Below are 15,158 nucleotides of genomic sequence, written 5' to 3' on the forward strand. Positions count from 1 at the left end.
TCCACCGTGCTGGCTACCATGACACGATGACGACAGCGCGCCTGCCCAAACTGCCACTGGACGAAGCCAGGGCCGCCGCCGACGAAGCGGCCGTCCCCAACTACATGGCCGAACTCAGCATCTTCCAGGTGCTGCTCAACCATCCGCCGCTGGCGCGCGCCATCAACGACCTGCTCGCCACCATGCTCTGGCACGGCGCCCTCGACGCGCGGTTGCGCGAGTTGGCGATCATGCGGATCGGCTGGCTCACCGCCTGCGACTACGAATGGACACAGCACTGGCGCGTCGCGTCCCGGCTCGGCGTCCCGGGCGAGGACCTGCTCGGCGTGCGAGATTGGCGCAACCACGCCGGGTTTGGGCCCACCGAGCGGGCCGTGCTGGCGGCCACCGACGACGTGGTGCGCGACGGCGCGGTCAGCGCCACGAGCTGGGCGGAATGCGAGCGCGAATTCGACGGCGACACAACGGTTCTCGTCGAGCTGGTCACGGTGATCGGCGCGTGGCGCATGGTTTCGTCCATCCTGCAGAGCCTCGAGGTGCCGCTGGAGGAGGGTGTGTCGAGCTGGCCGCCGGACGGCCACCGGCCCGGCTCCTAGCGGCAATCCGTCGGCATGAATTGCTCAGGGCCGTAAGCGATTGACTTATCAATCGAGAACTCTTAGCGTCGGGCAATGAGAACCAGGGTCGCCGAGATGCTCGGTGTCGAATTCCCGATTTGCGCCTTCAGTCATTGCCGCGACGTGGTGGCCGCGGTGACCAACGCGGGCGGATTCGGCATCCTGGGCGCCACCGCGCACAGCCCCGAGCGACTGCGCAACGAACTGACCTGGATCGAGGAGCAGACCGGCGGCAAGCCCTACGGGGTCGACCTGCTGCTGCCGCCCAAATACGTCGGCGCCGAGCAGGGCGGGATCGACGCCACCCAGGCCCGAACCCTGCTGCCCGACGAGCACCGCGCCTTCGTCGACGACCTGCTGGCCCGCTACGGCGTGACGGCGCCCGCCGGGGAACTCCGCCCGTCCGCGGGTGGCTTGAACATCTCGCCCAAGAGTTACCAGCCGCTGCTCGACGTGGCGTTCGCGCACAACATCCGGCTGATCGCCAGCGCGCTCGGCCCGCCCCCGGCGGACCTCGTCGAGCGCGCCCACGACGGCGACGTGCTGGTGGCCGCGCTGGCCGGCACCACCCGCCACGCGCAACGGCACGCCGCGGCCGGCGTCGACCTGATCGTCGCGCAGGGCACCGAGGCGGGCGGCCACACCGGCGACGTGGCGACCATGGTGCTGGTGCCCGAGGTGGTCGACGCCGTCGCACCGGTGCCCGTCCTCGCCGCCGGCGGGATCGCCCGCGGCCGCCAGATCGCGGCGGCGCTGGCGCTGGGTGCCGAGGGCGTGTGGTGCGGGTCGGTCTGGCTGACCACCGAGGAAGCCGAGACCGTGCCCGTCGTCAAGGAAAAATTCCTGGCCGCCACCTCCTCGGACACGGTGCGGTCGCGCTCGATGACCGGCAAGCCGGCGCGGATGCTGCGCACCGCCTGGACCGAGGAGTGGGACCGGCCCGAGAACCCGGACCCGCTGGGCATGCCGTTGCAGACCGCGCTGATCACCGAGCCGCAGGTGCGCATCAACTCCGCGGCCGCGCACGACGGCGCCAAGGCGCGTGAGCTGGCGACGTACTTCGTCGGGCAGGTGGTCGGCTCGCTGGATCGGGTCCGCCCCACGCGCGCGGTGGTGCTGGACATGGTCGACGAATTCATCGACACGATCGGCCGGCTCGACGGCCTGATCGAGAAGTGATCGCAGGCCGGTCGGCAACGAATCGCGGACACGCTGTCCAGGGATTTGACCGCGTCAGACCGCTCGTGCATTATCGGTCGGGTAAGCACCTCGTTAGGTGAGGCGTCTACACGAATACAGGCCACTGACCCCGAACGTCGAAAGACGCCCCGGGTCAGGACAGCTCCTCCCGGCTTAAGGGTTGAGCCCAGGTGGCTTCCGGCTCGGATAGTTTTCCGGACCAGGATCACGTCGTGTGGTGCCGAAGCTCTGACGAGAGGGGTGCGGATCTCCGGCGGTCGTCGGATTCTGCTCCTTTTGCTGCGCCTAGATCGCATGCGACCCCGCATGCGTCGTGACCGCGAGGAGGTGAGGGACACATGAGTTCTAGCGATAGTCCGGATCGAAGTCCGAACACTGTTTCGTCCCGATCCGTTCTCCGGCGCGACCTGCTCGGCTGAGTCGTCGCACACGCTAAGTGCTTATCCGCCAAGCGTTCTGAGATCGGAACCGACCCGGGACGGGACACGTCAGTCCTTTCTAGTCCCCGTTGGAATTCTCCTCTAGGAGGCGATCATGACCGCAGCTCTCTACGACGAAGTCGTCACCGTCGCGCCCGCCCGCACGCTCACGGTGGTGCGCGATGTCACCGAAATCCAGGTTCCCGCGCCCGAGACCCAAGAGCCGCGCCGCAGCGACTACCCGCTCTTCGGCGCGGGTGGCGACCCGCTGGTCAACGGCGCCTGCCGGTTGCTGAGCATCCCGCTGCGCCACGTGTACGCGGCGCTGTGGCGGGCCGGTGTGCTCGAGGTCCGCGCCTGACATTCCTACCGCGAGGCGGTAACCGCCGACGGGTGCACTCGGCGTTTGCGTCGGTAGTTACCGCCTCGCGGTAAGATTTACTGGCGTCGATCCGGCCATCACCGGGGAGCCTTCGGAAGAACAGCCGGCCGGCTCAGTAGAACCGAACGGGTAGGCCCGTCACAGCCTTCAATGAGCGGTCGCGCGCGAGCGCGGCAAGCGGGGTGGTACCGCGGCGCTCGCGCAGCCCGCGCGTCGTCGTCCCCAGGCCTGAGACTGGCACAGGAGACGACGTTTGACCGAGCACACTTACCCGAAGCTGGCCAGCGGGGCGCCCGACTTCCCGGCGCTCGAGGTCGAGGTGCTGGACTACTGGGCCGGCGACGACACCTTCCGCGCCAGCATCGCCCGCCGCGACGGCTCGCCGGAATACGTGTTCTACGACGGTCCGCCGTTCGCCAACGGCCTGCCCCACTACGGGCACCTGCTCACCGGCTACGTCAAGGACATCGTCCCGCGCTACCGCACCATGCGCGGCTATAAGGTGGAGCGCCGGTTCGGCTGGGACACCCATGGGCTGCCGGCCGAACTCGAGGTCGAGCGCCAGCTCGGCATCACCGACAAGTCGCAGATCGACGACATGGGCATCGCCGCCTTCAACGACGCCTGCCGCGCCTCGGTGCTGCGTTACACCGACGAATGGCAGGCCTACGTCACCCGCCAGGCGCGCTGGGTCGATTTCGACAACGACTACAAGACCCTCGACCTGCCCTACATGGAGTCGGTGATCTGGGCGTTCAAACAGCTCTGGGACAAAGGGCTGGCCTACGAGGGCTACCGGGTGTTGCCCTATTGCTGGCGCGACGAAACCCCGTTGTCCAACCACGAATTGCGGATGGACGACGATGTCTACCAGAGCCGCCAGGACCCCGCGCTGACGGTGGGTTTCAAGGTGGTGGGCGGCTCGCTCGACGGGGCTCATCTACTGATCTGGACGACGACGCCCTGGACGCTGCCGTCCAACCTTGCCGTCGCCGTCAACCCCGACGTGACCTACGTCGAGGTGCGCTCCGGGGATCGGCGTTTCGTGCTGGCCGAACCGCGGCTGGCGGCCTACGCCCGCGAATTGGGTGAGCAACCCGAAGTTGTGGGCACCCATCGCGGGGCCGACCTGCTCGGCACCCGCTACCTGCCGCCGTTCCCGTATTTTCTGGACGCCCCCAACGCATTTCAGGTCCTGCCGGGCGAGTTCGTCACCACCGAGGACGGCACCGGCATCGTGCACATGGCGCCGGCCTACGGCGAGGACGACATGGCCGTCGCGGACGCCGCCGGCATCGCCCCGGTCACCCCGGTCGACTCCAAGGGGCGCTTCGACGCCAGCGTCCCGGATTACCAGGGGCAGCACGTCTTTGACGCCAACCCGCACATCATCCGCGACCTGAAGAACGGCGCCGGCCCCGCCGCGGCCAACGGGGCGGTGCTGCTGCGCCACGAAACCTACGAGCACCCCTACCCGCACTGCTGGCGGTGCCGCAACCCGCTGATCTACCGGGCGGTGTCGTCGTGGTTCGTCGCGGTCACCGACTTCCGGGACCGCATGGTCGAACTCAACCAGCAGATCACCTGGTACCCCGAGCACGTCAAGGACGGCCAGTTCGGTAAGTGGTTGCAGGGCGCCCGCGATTGGTCGATCTCGCGAAACCGGTACTGGGGCACCCCGATTCCGGTATGGAAGTCCGACGATCCGGCCTATCCGCGCATCGATGTGTACGGCAGCCTCGACGAGCTGGAGCGCGACTTCGGGGTGCGGCCGACCAACCTGCACCGCCCGTTCATCGACGAGCTGACCCGGCCGAATCCCGATGACCCGACCGGGCGCAGCATGATGCGGCGCATCCCCGATGTGCTCGACGTGTGGTTCGACTCGGGTTCCATGCCCTACGCCCAGGTGCACTATCCGTTCGAGAATAGGGAATGGTTCACCGGGCATTACCCGGGTGACTTCATCGTCGAGTACATCGGTCAGACCCGCGGCTGGTTCTACACGTTGCACGTCCTGGCCACCGCGCTGTTCGACCGGCCCTCCTTCAAAACCTGTGTGGCCCATGGCATCGTGCTGGGCTCCGATGGCCAGAAGATGAGCAAGTCGCTGCGCAACTATCCCGACGTGTCCGAGGTGTTCGACCGCGACGGCTCCGATGCCATGCGCTGGTTCCTGATGGCCTCGCCGATCCTGCGCGGCGGCAACCTGATCGTCACCGAGCAGGGCATCCGCGAGGGCGTGCGCCAGGTGCTGCTGCCGTTCTGGAACGCCTACAGCTTCCTGGCGCTCTACGCACCGAAAGTCGGTACCTGGCGCACCGATTCGACCCAGGTGCTGGACCGCTACATCCTGGCCAAGCTCGCCGAGCTGCGCGACGACCTGACCCGCGAGATGGACCGCTGCGACATCTCACGGGCCTGCGAGCAGCTGCGCCTGTTCACCGAGGCGTTGACGAACTGGTATGTGCGACGGTCGCGTTCGCGGTTCTGGACCGAAGACGCCGACGCCATCGACACGCTGCACACCGTGCTGGAGGTGACAGCGCGGCTGGCCGCGCCGCTGCTTCCCTCGGTGACCGAGATCGTCTGGCGGGGCCTGACCGGTGGGCGCTCGGTGCACCTGACCGACTGGCCGCAGGCCGGTGACGTGCCCGCCGATCCCGACTTGGTCGCCGCGATGGATCAGGTCCGCGAAGTCTGCTCGGCCGCGTCCTCGCTCCGTAAGGCCAAGAAGCTGCGGGTGCGGTTGCCGTTGCCGAAACTCACTGTGGCCGTGGAGAACCCGCAACTTCTTGAGCCCTTCGCCGATCTGATCGCCGACGAGCTCAACGTCAAAAGCGTCGAGCTGACCGATGCGATCGACACTTACGGCTCCTTCGAGCTCACCGTCAATGCGCGGGTGGCCGGCCCGCGGCTGGGCAAGGACGTGCAGGCCGCGATCAAGGCGGTCAAGGCGGGGGAGGGCGTCGTCAACGACGACGGCACCCTGACCGCCGGCCCGGCGGTATTGCGGCTCGAGGAATACAGTTCACGGCTGGTCGCCGCCGACCCGGAATTCACCGCGGCCCTGCCAAACGGCGCGGGCCTGGTGGTGTTGGACGGCACGGTCACCCCCGAACTCGAGGCCGAGGGTTGGGCGAAGGACCGCATCCGCGAGTTGCAGGAGCTGCGCAAATCGACCGGATTAGAGGTCTCCGATCGCATCAGCGTGGTGATGGCGGTGCCCGCCGAGCGCGCCGACTGGGCGCGGGCGCACCGCGACCTCATCGCGGGGGAGATACTCGCTACTAGTTTCGAATTCGCTGAGCCGCGCGACGCCGTCGCCATCGGCGACGGCGTGCGGGTGAGCATTTCAAAAATTTGACCCGCGAAACTGTATTCCACGACGCATTTCCCGAGAAGCGCTGTCGCTAGTTACAGTCTCGCGGCGTGTCAGGGGGCCGTGGCGCCGCGGCGTGGCAGGGGTCGTGGCGCCGCGGCGTGTCAGGGGGCCGTGACACCCTGCTGGCGTGAGTGCAGAACCGTCGTCGGTACACAAGCCGTCCGCGCGGGAGCGTGGACGGACCGTGAGCTGCGGCGCTCCTGCACCCGCATCTATCGCAACGTGTACCAACGGCGCGGCAGCCAACTGACGGCCCGCGATCGCGCGATCGCCGCGTGGCTGTGGTCCGGGAAAGAAGCCGTCGTGGCCGGCAATTCGGCGGCGGCGCTTCTCGGTGCCGAGTGGATCGATCCGCACGCGCCCGCCGAATTGGTATGCGATCGCACCCGCCCGCCGTCGTTGCTCATCACTCGCAACGACGTGTTGCGGCCCGAAGAGGTGACGGCGGTCGACGGCGTGCCGGTGACGTCGCCCGCCCGAACCGCATTCGACGTCGGTCGACGATCGGCGGGGGTGACGGCGGCGGTGATCCGGATCGATGCCCTGGCCCGCGCCACGGGTGTTGCCGCCAACGACGTGTACCCCCTGATGGATACCCATCGCGGCGCGCGCGGCATGAAGCAGCTGCGCCGCGTGCTCCCGCTCATCGACGCAGGGGCCGAATCTCCACAGGAGACCAGGACAAGACTCGTGCTGGTACACGCGGGCTTGCCCCGGCCGCAGACGCAGATCATCGTGCGCAACGAATGGGGTGCGGTGCTCGCCAGGATCGACCTGGGCCGGGAAGAGTGGCACGTCGGGGTGGAATATGACGGCCCGCAACACTGGACGGATCCGCGCATCCGCGCCAATGACATCGAGCGCACAGCCGAACTGGAGCGGCGGGGATGGCGCCTGGTCCGGGTCGGCGCCGACCTGCTACGTCATCGGCCCGACGTCGTCGTAGACCGGGCCCGGAGCGCTCTGGCGGCCGCGGGCTGCCCACTTTGACCGCGAGACTGTAGTTGGCGACACGTTTCTCGAGAAGACCCGTCGTTAACTACAGTCTCGCGGCGCAGAAGGCAAAACGAACCGGCCCTAGCATTTCCAATTGTGGAGTCGCGTTGGGTGTTGCACCTGGACATGGACGCGTTCTTCGCTTCCGTCGAGCAGCTCACCCGGCCGACCCTGCGGGGTCGGCCGGTCCTGGTCGGTGGTTTGGGCGGGCGGGGCGTGGTGGCCGGCGCCAGTTATGAGGCGCGCGTGTTCGGCGCCCGGTCGGCCATGCCCATGCATCAGGCCCGCCGGCTGGTCGGGGTGAGCGCGGTGGTGCTGCCGCCGCGCGGCGTGGTGTACGGGGTGGCCAGCCGACGGGTCTTCGACACCATCCGCGCCGTCGTCCCCGTCGTCGAGCAGCTCTCCTTCGACGAGGGATTCGGCGAACCCGCGCAGCTGGCCGGCGCGTCGGCCGCCGACGTCGAAACCTTCTGCGAGGACCTGCGCCGACGGGTCCGTGACCAGACCGGGCTGATCGCCTCGGTCGGCGCGGGCTCGGGCAAGCAGATCGCCAAGATCGCCTCCGGTCTGGCCAAGCCCGACGGGATCCGCGTGGTCCGCCGCGACGAAGAACGCCCGCTGCTCGGCGGGCTGCCGGTGCGCCGGCTGTGGGGAATCGGTCCGGTGGCCGAGGAGAAACTGCATCGGCTCGGCATCGAGACCATCGGCGAGCTGGCGGCGCTGACCGACGCGGAAGCGGCCAACATCCTGGGCGCCACGATCGGGCCGGCGCTGCACCGGCTGGCGCTCGGCGTCGACGACCGTCCCGTCGCCGAACGCGCCGAAGCCAAGCAGATCAGTTCCGAGTCGACCTTCGCCGCCGACCTGACCAGCCTCGAGCAGCTGCGTGAGGCGATCGAACCGATCGCCGAGCACGCCCATCACCGCCTGCTGCGCGACGGCCGCGGCGCGCGCACCGTCACGGTCAAGCTGAAGAAGTCCGACATGAGCACGCTGACCCGGTCCGCGACGCTGCCGTATGCCACCACCGAGATCGCCGCGCTGGTCGGCGTGGCCCGGCGCCTGTTGCTCGATCCGCGCGAGATCGGGCCCATTCGCCTTCTCGGCGTGGGATTTTCGGGGTTGAGCGACGTGCGCCAGGAGTCGCTGTTCCCCGATCTGGAACTGCCGCAGGAGCAACCGGATTCGCCGCCCGTCGAGACCACGACCGAGGCCATGTTCGCCGCGGGAACCGACGAGGCCGGCTGGCGGGTGGGCGACGATGTCGTGCACCGCGACCTCGGGCACGGCTGGGTACAGGGTGCCGGCCACGGCGTGGTCACCGCCCGATTCGAAACCCGCTCCTCCGGGCCGGGTCCGGCCCGGACGTTTCCCGCCGACAGCGGCGAGCTGGCCCGCGCCAATCCGGTCGATTCGCTGGACTGGCCGGACTACGTGGGCGAGCTGCAGGCCGACGCGGGGTCAGCCCCACCGGCCGATGACGTCGGCGGCGGGTAGCCCGGCGGCCAGCGCGGCGATCAGCAAGACGCGCGCCTGAGGCGGACGCAGCCTGGGCACCGTCACCGCCCCGGCCGCAGCCATGTCATGGCCGGGGCCATAGCTCGCGCCGACCCGCCCGCCGGGCACCCGGGTGGACACCGCGACGACGAGCCCGTCGCCGCAGTGCCGGCGCACCGCGTCGACCACCGCGGGCGCCGCGTTCCCCGCGCCCAACGCCTCGAGCACCACCGCCCGCGCCCCGGCATCCACGCAGGCATCGAGCGCCACCGCATCGCTGCCCAGATAGGCCGCGACGATGTCGACCCGCGGCGCCGTGCCCGCCCGTAGCTCGCCCACGTACGGCCGCGTCTTCGGGTCGGTCAACGCGACGTCGCCGGCGACGGTGCCGAGGACCTGACCGGTGAAGCCGCTCAGGTCCTCGGTGGCCACCTTGTACATGCCCAGCGGCTGCAGCACGCGGCCCGCGAAACACAACACCACGCCCAGTCCGCGGGCGGCGGGACTGGCCGCCACCGCCAGGGCGTCGCGCACATTCGCCGGGCCGTCCGCGTCGGGCGCGTCGGCGCTGCGCATGGCGCCGGTCAACACGACCGGCGCGTCGCCGCCATAGGTGAGGTCGAGCCACAGCGCGCTCTCCTCCATGGTGTCGGTGCCATGCAGGACGACCACCCCGTCGGCCCCGGCGTCGAGCGCGGCCGTCACCGCGTCGCGAATCCGGTCCCAATCGGCCAGTGTGAGCTCCGAGCTGTCGACCGCCAGCAGGTCGACGACGTCGACGTCGTGCTCCCCGCGAAAGGGCGACGTCAAATCCGCGCCGCTGTAGGAGGGTCGGTGCACCCCGTCGGCGCCGGTGCCCGTCGATATCGTGCCCCCGGTGGCGATCACGGTGAGGCGTGCCATGGTCGAATCATTGCGCATCGCCGCCGCGGACGTCGCCCGCCCGCGCGGGGCAGTAGGGGATGATGGAAGAGTGCCTGAAGAACCCACGGGATCGACTGAGCCGGTGACCTCGCCCGACAAGGACGTCGCGGCCACCGACCCGCAACGGCCACATGAACCTGCTCCGAGGCGGCTGCGCCTGTTGCTGTCGGTCGCGGCGATCGTGCTGGCCCTGGACGTCGTCACCAAAGTGCTCGCCGTCAAGCTGTTGCCTCCCGGCCAGCCGGTACCGATCATCGGCGACACGGTGACCTGGACGCTGGTGCGCAATTCCGGTGCCGCGTTCTCGATGGCCACGGGATACACGTGGATGCTGACCCTGATCGCGACGGGCGTGGTGGTCGGCATCTTCTGGATGGGTCGGCGGCTGGTGTCGCCCTGGTGGGCGGTGGGCCTGGGACTGATCCTCGGCGGCGCCATGGGCAACCTCGTCGACCGCTTCTTCCGGGCCCCCGGCCCGCTGCGCGGCCACGTCGTCGACTTCCTTTCGGTCGGGTGGTGGCCGGTGTTCAATGTCGCCGACCCCTCGGTGGTCGGCGGTGCCATCCTCCTGGTGGTGTTGTCGATCTTCGGCTTCGATTTCGACTCGGTGGGCCGGCGCAAGGCCGACGGGGACACCGGGCACAGCGCGGGTGAGTGACCGCTCGATGCCGGTCCCGGAGGGACTGGCGGGCATGCGCGTCGACGCCGGGCTGGCCCGCCTGCTGGGGTTGTCGCGCAGCGCGGCGGCGGCCCTGGCCGAAGACGGCGGCGTCGAGCTGGACGGGGTGCAGGCCGGCAAGTCCGATCGGCTGACCGGCGGCGCCTGGCTACAGGTGCGCCTGCCCGAGGCGCCGGCGCCGCTGCAGAACACGCCCGTCGACATCGAGGGCATGACGATCCTGTATTCCGACGACGACATCGTCGCGGTCGACAAGCCGGCCGCGGTGGCCGCGCACGCGTCGGTGGGCTGGAGCGGGCCGACGGTGCTCGGCGGCCTGGCCGCCGCCGGTTACCGGATCACCACCTCCGGGGTGCCCGAGCGGCAGGGCATCGTGCACCGCCTCGACGTCGGCACCTCCGGGGTGATGGTGGTGGCGCTCTCCGAGCGCGCCTACACGCTGCTCAAGCGGGCGTTCAAGCAGCGCACCGTCGACAAGCGCTACCACGCGCTGGTGCAGGGACATCCGGATCCGTCCAGTGGGACCATCGACGCGCCGATCGGGCGCCACCGCGGCGGCGAGTGGAAGTTCGCGGTCACCAAGGACGGCCGGCACAGCCTCACCCACTACGACACCGTGGAGGCGTTCGTCGCCGCCAGCCTGCTCGACGTGCACCTGGAAACCGGGCGCACACACCAGATTCGGGTGCACTTCTCCGCGCTACACCACCCGTGCTGCGGTGACCTGGTCTACGGGGCCGACCCCAAGCTCGCGAAATCACTTGGGCTGCAACGGCAATGGCTGCACGCCCGTTCGCTGTCGTTCGCCCACCCGGCCGACGGGCGGCGGATGGAGATCGTCAGCCCCTATCCGCCCGACCTGCAGCACGCGCTGGACGTGCTGCGCGACGAGGGCTGAGGCTCAGTCTGATGGTCGCGACCCGCTGCGCCCGGCTTCGCCGCGCTTGCGATCGCTCAGTCTGATGGTCGCGACCCGCTGCGCCCGGCTTCGCCGCGCTTGCGATCGCTCAGTCTGGTGGTCGCGACCCGCTGCGCCCGGCTTCGCCGCGCTTGCGATCGCTCAGCTGGGCTTACGGGCCTCGACGAGCAAGCGCACGGAATCGGTGACAAACGGTCCGTCGGACTCGATGCGCTCGTGCAATTCCCGTAGCCGGTCGCGGTAGCGCTGCACGGTGAAGTCGGGGACCGTCCAGATCACCTTGCGCAGGAAGTAGACGATGGCGCCGATGTCGAAGAACTCGGCGTGCATGCGCTCCATGCGCACATCGACGATCTGCAGCCCGGCGGCCTCGGCCTGCGCGCGCACAGCGTCGGGGTGGAACTCGGCCCACTTCTGCGGCTGCGGCCCGATGAAGTACTCGACGAGCTCGGCCATCGTGGCGGGGCCGATGTGCTGCGCGAAGTAGGTGCCGCCCGGGCGGAGCACCCGAAAGATCTCGGTCCACCAGACCGAGATCGGATGGCGCGTGGTCACCAGGTCGAACGCACCATCGGCAAACGGCAGCGGGGGCTCATCCCGGGTCGCGACGACCACCACGCCCAGCGGATGCAGGCGTTGGGTGGCCAGCGCCGCATTGGGCGGCCACGTCTCGATGGCCGCCATCGTGGGCGGGAACGGTGCCGCGCCCGACAGCACCTCCCCGCCGCCGGTGTGAATGTCCAGCGCGGCCGACACGCTCGCCAGCCGTTGGCTCAGCAGGCGCTGATAACCCCACGACGGGCGGTCTTCGATCGCGCGGCCGTCCAGCCACGAGAAATCCCAGCCGTCGACCGGGGCGGCGTCCGCCTCGGCGATCAGGTCGTCAAATGTGCGCCGCATGTCAGCATGCTAGGCACCGTTCGCGACGGATGGCAGGCCCGTGGGCTCAGACCCTCGCCTTGGCGTCGCCGGTGGCGATCTCGGGAGCCAGCGGCGCGACCGCCCCGAGGATCTCGGTCACCGTCTCGGGCGGCACGCCGGCGGCGGCCAGGGCGTCGGCCAAATGTCCGGCCACCAAACCGAAGTGATGCATGGTGATACTTGTTCCTCCTGAAGGCCCCTACGCCACCTGCTTCATCGGCGCGCCGGTGTAGGGCTCGGGGCCGCCTAGGGCGGCGGCGAAGAACTCGACCTGTTTGCCCTTGAGGCGGTTCATGTTCGTGCCGGTGAAGAACCCGGACAGTTCGTCGTCGGCAAGCACCCGGACATAGAAGTCGTCGACCACGACCTCGATCGCCTCGTGCTCGCCGATCCGGTCGTAGATGCTGACCGGTCCGGACTTGCGGAAGCGCGCCAGAATTTTCGTATCGCCGATTGGAACATCGCGGCGTTGCCCGTCGGTTAGTGCGCGATCACGCCCGGATTGCGTTGTGTAACAAGAGGATTGCCTACAGATTGTGATTACTCTGGGCAAACCGTGAAGGTGCGGCCCGGGGCACATGAGCGCAATCCGCGTCGGGGCGGGGGACGATGACCTAGGTTGGCGATATGACGCACGTCACATCACCCATCAGGAGCGAATGCCGATGAACCTTGGCGACTTGACGAATTTGGTGGAGAACTCGCTGGGGAACCTGGTGGAAAAGCCGCTGGCAACGGTGTCTCACATTGTCAACACCCCGAACTCGGCAGGCCGGTATCGGCCCTTCTATCTGAGGAATCTGCTCGACGCCGTGCAGGGCCGCACGCTCGAGGAGGCCGTCCGCGGCAAGACCATCCTGATCACCGGGGGATCGTCGGGCATCGGTGAGGCCGCCGCGAAGAAGATCGCCGAGGCCGGGGGGACCGTGGCGCTGGTCGCCCGCACCCGGGAAAACCTCGAAAAGGTCGCGTCTGATATCAGCGGAGCCGGCGGGACCGCCCAGGTCTACCCCTGCGACCTGTCCGACATGGACGCGATCGCGGCCATGGCCGACCAGGTGCTCAGCGACCTCGGCGGCGTCGACATCCTGATCAACAACGCCGGGCGGTCGATTCGCCGTTCCTTGGAGCTGTCCTACGACCGCATTCACGACTATCAGCGGACCATGCAGCTCAACTACCTGGGCGCCGTCCAGCTGATCCTCAAGTTCATCCCGGGGATGCGCGAGCGGGGGTATGGGCACATCGTCAACGTGTCCTCGGTGGGCGTGCAGACCCGCGCGCCCCGCTTCGGCGCCTACATCGCCAGCAAGGCCGCGCTGGACAGCCTGTGCGACTCGCTGCAGGCCGAGACCGTGAACGACGACGTTCGGTTCACCACCGTGCATATGGCACTGGTGCGCACGCCGATGATCAGCCCGACCACGCTCTACGACAAATTCCCGGCGCTGACGCCCGAACAGGCGGCCGGCGTGATCACCGACGCGATCGTGCACCGGCCCCGCCGGGCCAGCTCGCCGTTCGGGCAGTTCGCCGCCGTCGCCGATGCGGTCAACCCGGCGGTGATGGACCGGGTGCGCAACCGGGCGTTTGCCATGTTCAGCGACTCCAGCGCCGCAAAGGGTAGTGAATCGGCAAACGACACAACGGAATTCGACCGGCGAAGCGAGACGTTTGTGCGGGCGACCCGCGGGATACATTGGTGAGACATGAGCCTTCCAAAACCTGACATCCAGACCACCGTCGTCATCACCGGGGCCTCCTCGGGCATCGGCGCCGAACTGGCCCGCGGACTGGCGCGCCGCGGCTTTCCGCTGCTGTTGGTGGCGCGGCGCCGCGAGCGCCTCGACGAGCTGGCCAACGAGGTGGGCCAGGAATACTCGGTCGCCGTCGAGGTGTTGCCGCTGGATCTCAGCGACGACCAGGCGCGCGCCAAACTGGCGAACCGGCTGCGCACCGAGCCGATCGCGGGGCTGTGCAACAGCGCCGGCTTCGGCACCAGCGGGGTCTTCTACGACTTGCCGGTGGAACGCGAGAGCGAGGAGGTCACCCTCAACGCCCTGACGTTGATGGAACTCACCCACGCGGCATTGCCCGGCATGGTCGAGCGCGGGGCCGGCGCGGTGATGAACATCGCCTCGATCGCGGGGTTTCAGCCGGTTCCCTACATGGCCGTCTATTCGGCCACCAAGGCCTTCGTGCAGACGTTCTCCGAAGCCGTCCACGAGGAGCTGCACGACACCGGGGTGTCGGTGACCTGCCTGTGCCCGGGGCCGGTGCCCACCGAGTGGGCGGAGATCGCCAACGCCGAGCGGTTCAGCATTCCGCTCGCGCAGGTCTCGCCGCGCGACGTGGCCGAGGCGGCGATCGGCGGCATGCTGTCCGGGCGGCGCACGGTGGTGCCCGGCGTGGTACCCAAGGTGGTCAGCACGGGCGGCCGGTTCGCACCGCGCAGCCTGCTGTTGCCGGGCATCCGGATCGGCAACCGATTCCGCGGGGGGCCGAAGAACTAAGGCGCGCGTTACCGCGGCCGTCTTTGCCTGACGGTTCGGCGAGTGTGCATCCAGGGCGGCGGGTGTGCAGCGACGGCTTTGAGTGTGCGACTACGGCGGGCTTGCTCGGCGTGTCGTCGCCGTGAGCGCACACCCAAAGCCCTGAGCGCACACTCAAAGCCCCGAGCGCACACTCAAGGCGAAGCGAGCGTCGGGCTACGCTCAGGTCGTGGCCGCCGTGGATATGACCGCCGACGTACCGATGAGCCCCCAGGAGATGTGGGACCAGGTGTCCGATCTGTCGGACCTGGGCGACTGGCTGGTCATGCATGAGGGCTGGCGCAGCGAACTGCCCGACGAGCTGGGCGAAGGCACCCAGGTCGTCGGCGTGGCCAAGGCCAAGGGCTTCCGCAACCGGGTGACGTGGACGGTGACCAAGTGGGACCCGCCGCACGAGGTGGCGATGTCGGGCTCGGGCAAAGGCGGCGCCAAATACGCCGTTTCGCTCACCGTGCGCCCCACCGGCGAGGGATCGACCCTGGGCCTGCGCCTGGAACTGGGCGGGCGCCCGCTGTTCGGTCCGGTGGGCGCGGCGGCGGCCCGCGCCGTCAAAGGCGACGTGCAGAAGTCGCTGAAGAATTTCGTCGAGTTGTACGCCGACGACTGATCGCAACACACGCGGCGACACGCCCAACGAGTGTCGGTGCCCAGTCATAGACTGGCGTCC

13 protein-coding genes, 1 pseudogene and 1 riboswitch are annotated in these 15,158 nt (G+C 68.9%); of the genes and pseudogenes, 11 read left to right on the plus strand and 3 right to left on the minus strand.

Features of this window, described 5'->3' with window-relative positions; genetic code table 11:
* Nucleotides 1–26 precede the first annotated feature (26 nt).
* The 6 genes from ACZ50Z_RS06140 (at nucleotide 27) to ACZ50Z_RS06165 (ending at nucleotide 8,496) form a co-directional block, all read left to right on the plus strand.
* Entirely contained in the window at nucleotides 27–596 is a 570-nt protein-coding gene (locus tag ACZ50Z_RS06140) for a carboxymuconolactone decarboxylase family protein (RefSeq protein WP_464482735.1), read from the plus strand.
* Between the two features lie 75 nt (nucleotides 597–671).
* Nucleotides 672–1,796, plus strand: a complete 1,125-nt coding sequence (locus tag ACZ50Z_RS06145) for an NAD(P)H-dependent flavin oxidoreductase (RefSeq protein ID WP_464482736.1) — start codon at nucleotides 672–674, stop codon at nucleotides 1,794–1,796.
* A gap of 82 nt (nucleotides 1,797–1,878) precedes the next feature.
* Nucleotides 1,879–2,064, plus strand: a riboswitch (M-box (ykoK) riboswitch).
* A 287-nt stretch (nucleotides 2,065–2,351) separates the two neighbouring features.
* The gene (locus ACZ50Z_RS06150) at nucleotides 2,352–2,597 is read left to right on the plus strand and encodes an Rv1535 family protein (protein ID WP_464482737.1); all 246 of its coding nucleotides are present in this window, start codon (nucleotides 2,352–2,354) and stop codon (nucleotides 2,595–2,597) included.
* Nucleotides 2,598–2,871: 274 nt separating this feature from the next.
* The gene (ileS, locus tag ACZ50Z_RS06155; protein ID WP_464482738.1) at nucleotides 2,872–5,985 is read left to right on the plus strand and encodes an isoleucine--tRNA ligase; all 3,114 of its coding nucleotides are present in this window, start codon (nucleotides 2,872–2,874) and stop codon (nucleotides 5,983–5,985) included.
* A gap of 129 nt (nucleotides 5,986–6,114) precedes the next feature.
* Nucleotides 6,115–6,993, plus strand: a complete 879-nt coding sequence (locus ACZ50Z_RS06160) for an endonuclease domain-containing protein (protein WP_464482739.1) — start codon at nucleotides 6,115–6,117, stop codon at nucleotides 6,991–6,993.
* 102 nt (nucleotides 6,994–7,095) lie between these two features.
* Nucleotides 7,096–8,496, plus strand: coding sequence for a DNA polymerase IV (locus ACZ50Z_RS06165; RefSeq protein WP_464482740.1), 1,401 nt, complete (start codon nucleotides 7,096–7,098; stop codon nucleotides 8,494–8,496).
* Here the strand turns inward: ACZ50Z_RS06165 and ACZ50Z_RS06170 are convergent.
* Entirely contained in the window at nucleotides 8,461–9,417 is a 957-nt protein-coding gene (locus ACZ50Z_RS06170) for an asparaginase (protein ID WP_464482741.1), read from the minus strand. The two genes, ACZ50Z_RS06165 and ACZ50Z_RS06170, sit on opposite strands and share 36 nt — an antisense overlap.
* Nucleotides 9,418–9,469: 52 nt before the next feature.
* Here ACZ50Z_RS06170 and lspA point away from each other — a divergent pair, with 52 nt between their 5' ends.
* Entirely contained in the window at nucleotides 9,470–10,078 is a 609-nt protein-coding gene (gene lspA / locus ACZ50Z_RS06175; protein ID WP_464482742.1) for a signal peptidase II, read from the plus strand.
* Nucleotides 10,071–10,997, plus strand: a complete 927-nt coding sequence (locus ACZ50Z_RS06180; protein ID WP_464482743.1) for an RluA family pseudouridine synthase — start codon at nucleotides 10,071–10,073, stop codon at nucleotides 10,995–10,997. Before lspA ends, ACZ50Z_RS06180 begins: the two co-directional genes overlap by 8 nt.
* 162 nt (nucleotides 10,998–11,159) lie before the next feature.
* Here the strand turns inward: ACZ50Z_RS06180 and ACZ50Z_RS06185 are convergent, their stop codons facing one another.
* Both ACZ50Z_RS06185 and ACZ50Z_RS06190 read right to left on the minus strand, forming a co-directional pair.
* Nucleotides 11,160–11,918, minus strand: a complete 759-nt coding sequence (locus ACZ50Z_RS06185) for a class I SAM-dependent methyltransferase (RefSeq protein ID WP_464482744.1) — start codon at nucleotides 11,916–11,918, stop codon at nucleotides 11,160–11,162.
* 46 nt (nucleotides 11,919–11,964) lie between these two features.
* Nucleotides 11,965–12,378 (minus strand): annotated as a pseudogene (locus ACZ50Z_RS06190) (group I truncated hemoglobin).
* 226 nt (nucleotides 12,379–12,604) lie between these two features.
* Between ACZ50Z_RS06190 and ACZ50Z_RS06195 the strand changes: the two are divergent.
* The 3 genes from ACZ50Z_RS06195 (at nucleotide 12,605) to ACZ50Z_RS06205 (ending at nucleotide 15,098) form a co-directional block, all read left to right on the plus strand.
* Complete coding sequence (locus tag ACZ50Z_RS06195) at nucleotides 12,605–13,645, plus strand: SDR family NAD(P)-dependent oxidoreductase (RefSeq protein ID WP_464482745.1); 1,041 nt, start codon at nucleotides 12,605–12,607, stop codon at nucleotides 13,643–13,645.
* A 3-nt stretch (nucleotides 13,646–13,648) separates the two neighbouring features.
* Nucleotides 13,649–14,452, plus strand: coding sequence for an SDR family NAD(P)-dependent oxidoreductase (locus ACZ50Z_RS06200; protein WP_464482746.1), 804 nt, complete (start codon nucleotides 13,649–13,651; stop codon nucleotides 14,450–14,452).
* 223 nt (nucleotides 14,453–14,675) lie between these two features.
* Nucleotides 14,676–15,098: a type II toxin-antitoxin system Rv0910 family toxin gene (locus ACZ50Z_RS06205; protein WP_464486114.1), complete on the plus strand. Its 423-nt coding sequence runs from the start codon at nucleotides 14,676–14,678 to the stop codon at nucleotides 15,096–15,098.
* The last annotated feature ends 60 nt before the right edge of the window (nucleotides 15,099–15,158 follow it).

The sequence above is a fragment of the Mycobacterium sp. NTMscope_MAC_269 genome (assembly GCF_976985695.1).

What these genes read in the sequence shown, in the direction of transcription:
- ACZ50Z_RS06140 (WP_464482735.1), top strand. Translation starts at nt 27, where the DNA reads ATGACGACAGCGCGCCTGCCCAAACTGCCACTGGACGAAGCCAGGGCC.
- ACZ50Z_RS06145 (WP_464482736.1), top strand. Translation starts at nt 672, where the DNA reads ATGAGAACCAGGGTCGCCGAGATGCTCGGTGTCGAATTCCCGATTTGC.
- ACZ50Z_RS06150 (WP_464482737.1), top strand. Translation starts at nt 2,352, where the DNA reads ATGACCGCAGCTCTCTACGACGAAGTCGTCACCGTCGCGCCCGCCCGC.
- ACZ50Z_RS06170 (WP_464482741.1), bottom strand. Translation starts at nt 9,417, where the DNA reads ATGCGCAATGATTCGACCATGGCACGCCTCACCGTGATCGCCACCGGG.
- ACZ50Z_RS06185 (WP_464482744.1), bottom strand. Translation starts at nt 11,918, where the DNA reads ATGCGGCGCACATTTGACGACCTGATCGCCGAGGCGGACGCCGCCCCG.
- ACZ50Z_RS06195 (WP_464482745.1), top strand. Translation starts at nt 12,605, where the DNA reads ATGAACCTTGGCGACTTGACGAATTTGGTGGAGAACTCGCTGGGGAAC.
- ACZ50Z_RS06200 (WP_464482746.1), top strand. Translation starts at nt 13,649, where the DNA reads ATGAGCCTTCCAAAACCTGACATCCAGACCACCGTCGTCATCACCGGG.
- ACZ50Z_RS06205 (WP_464486114.1), top strand. Translation starts at nt 14,676, where the DNA reads ATGACCGCCGACGTACCGATGAGCCCCCAGGAGATGTGGGACCAGGTG.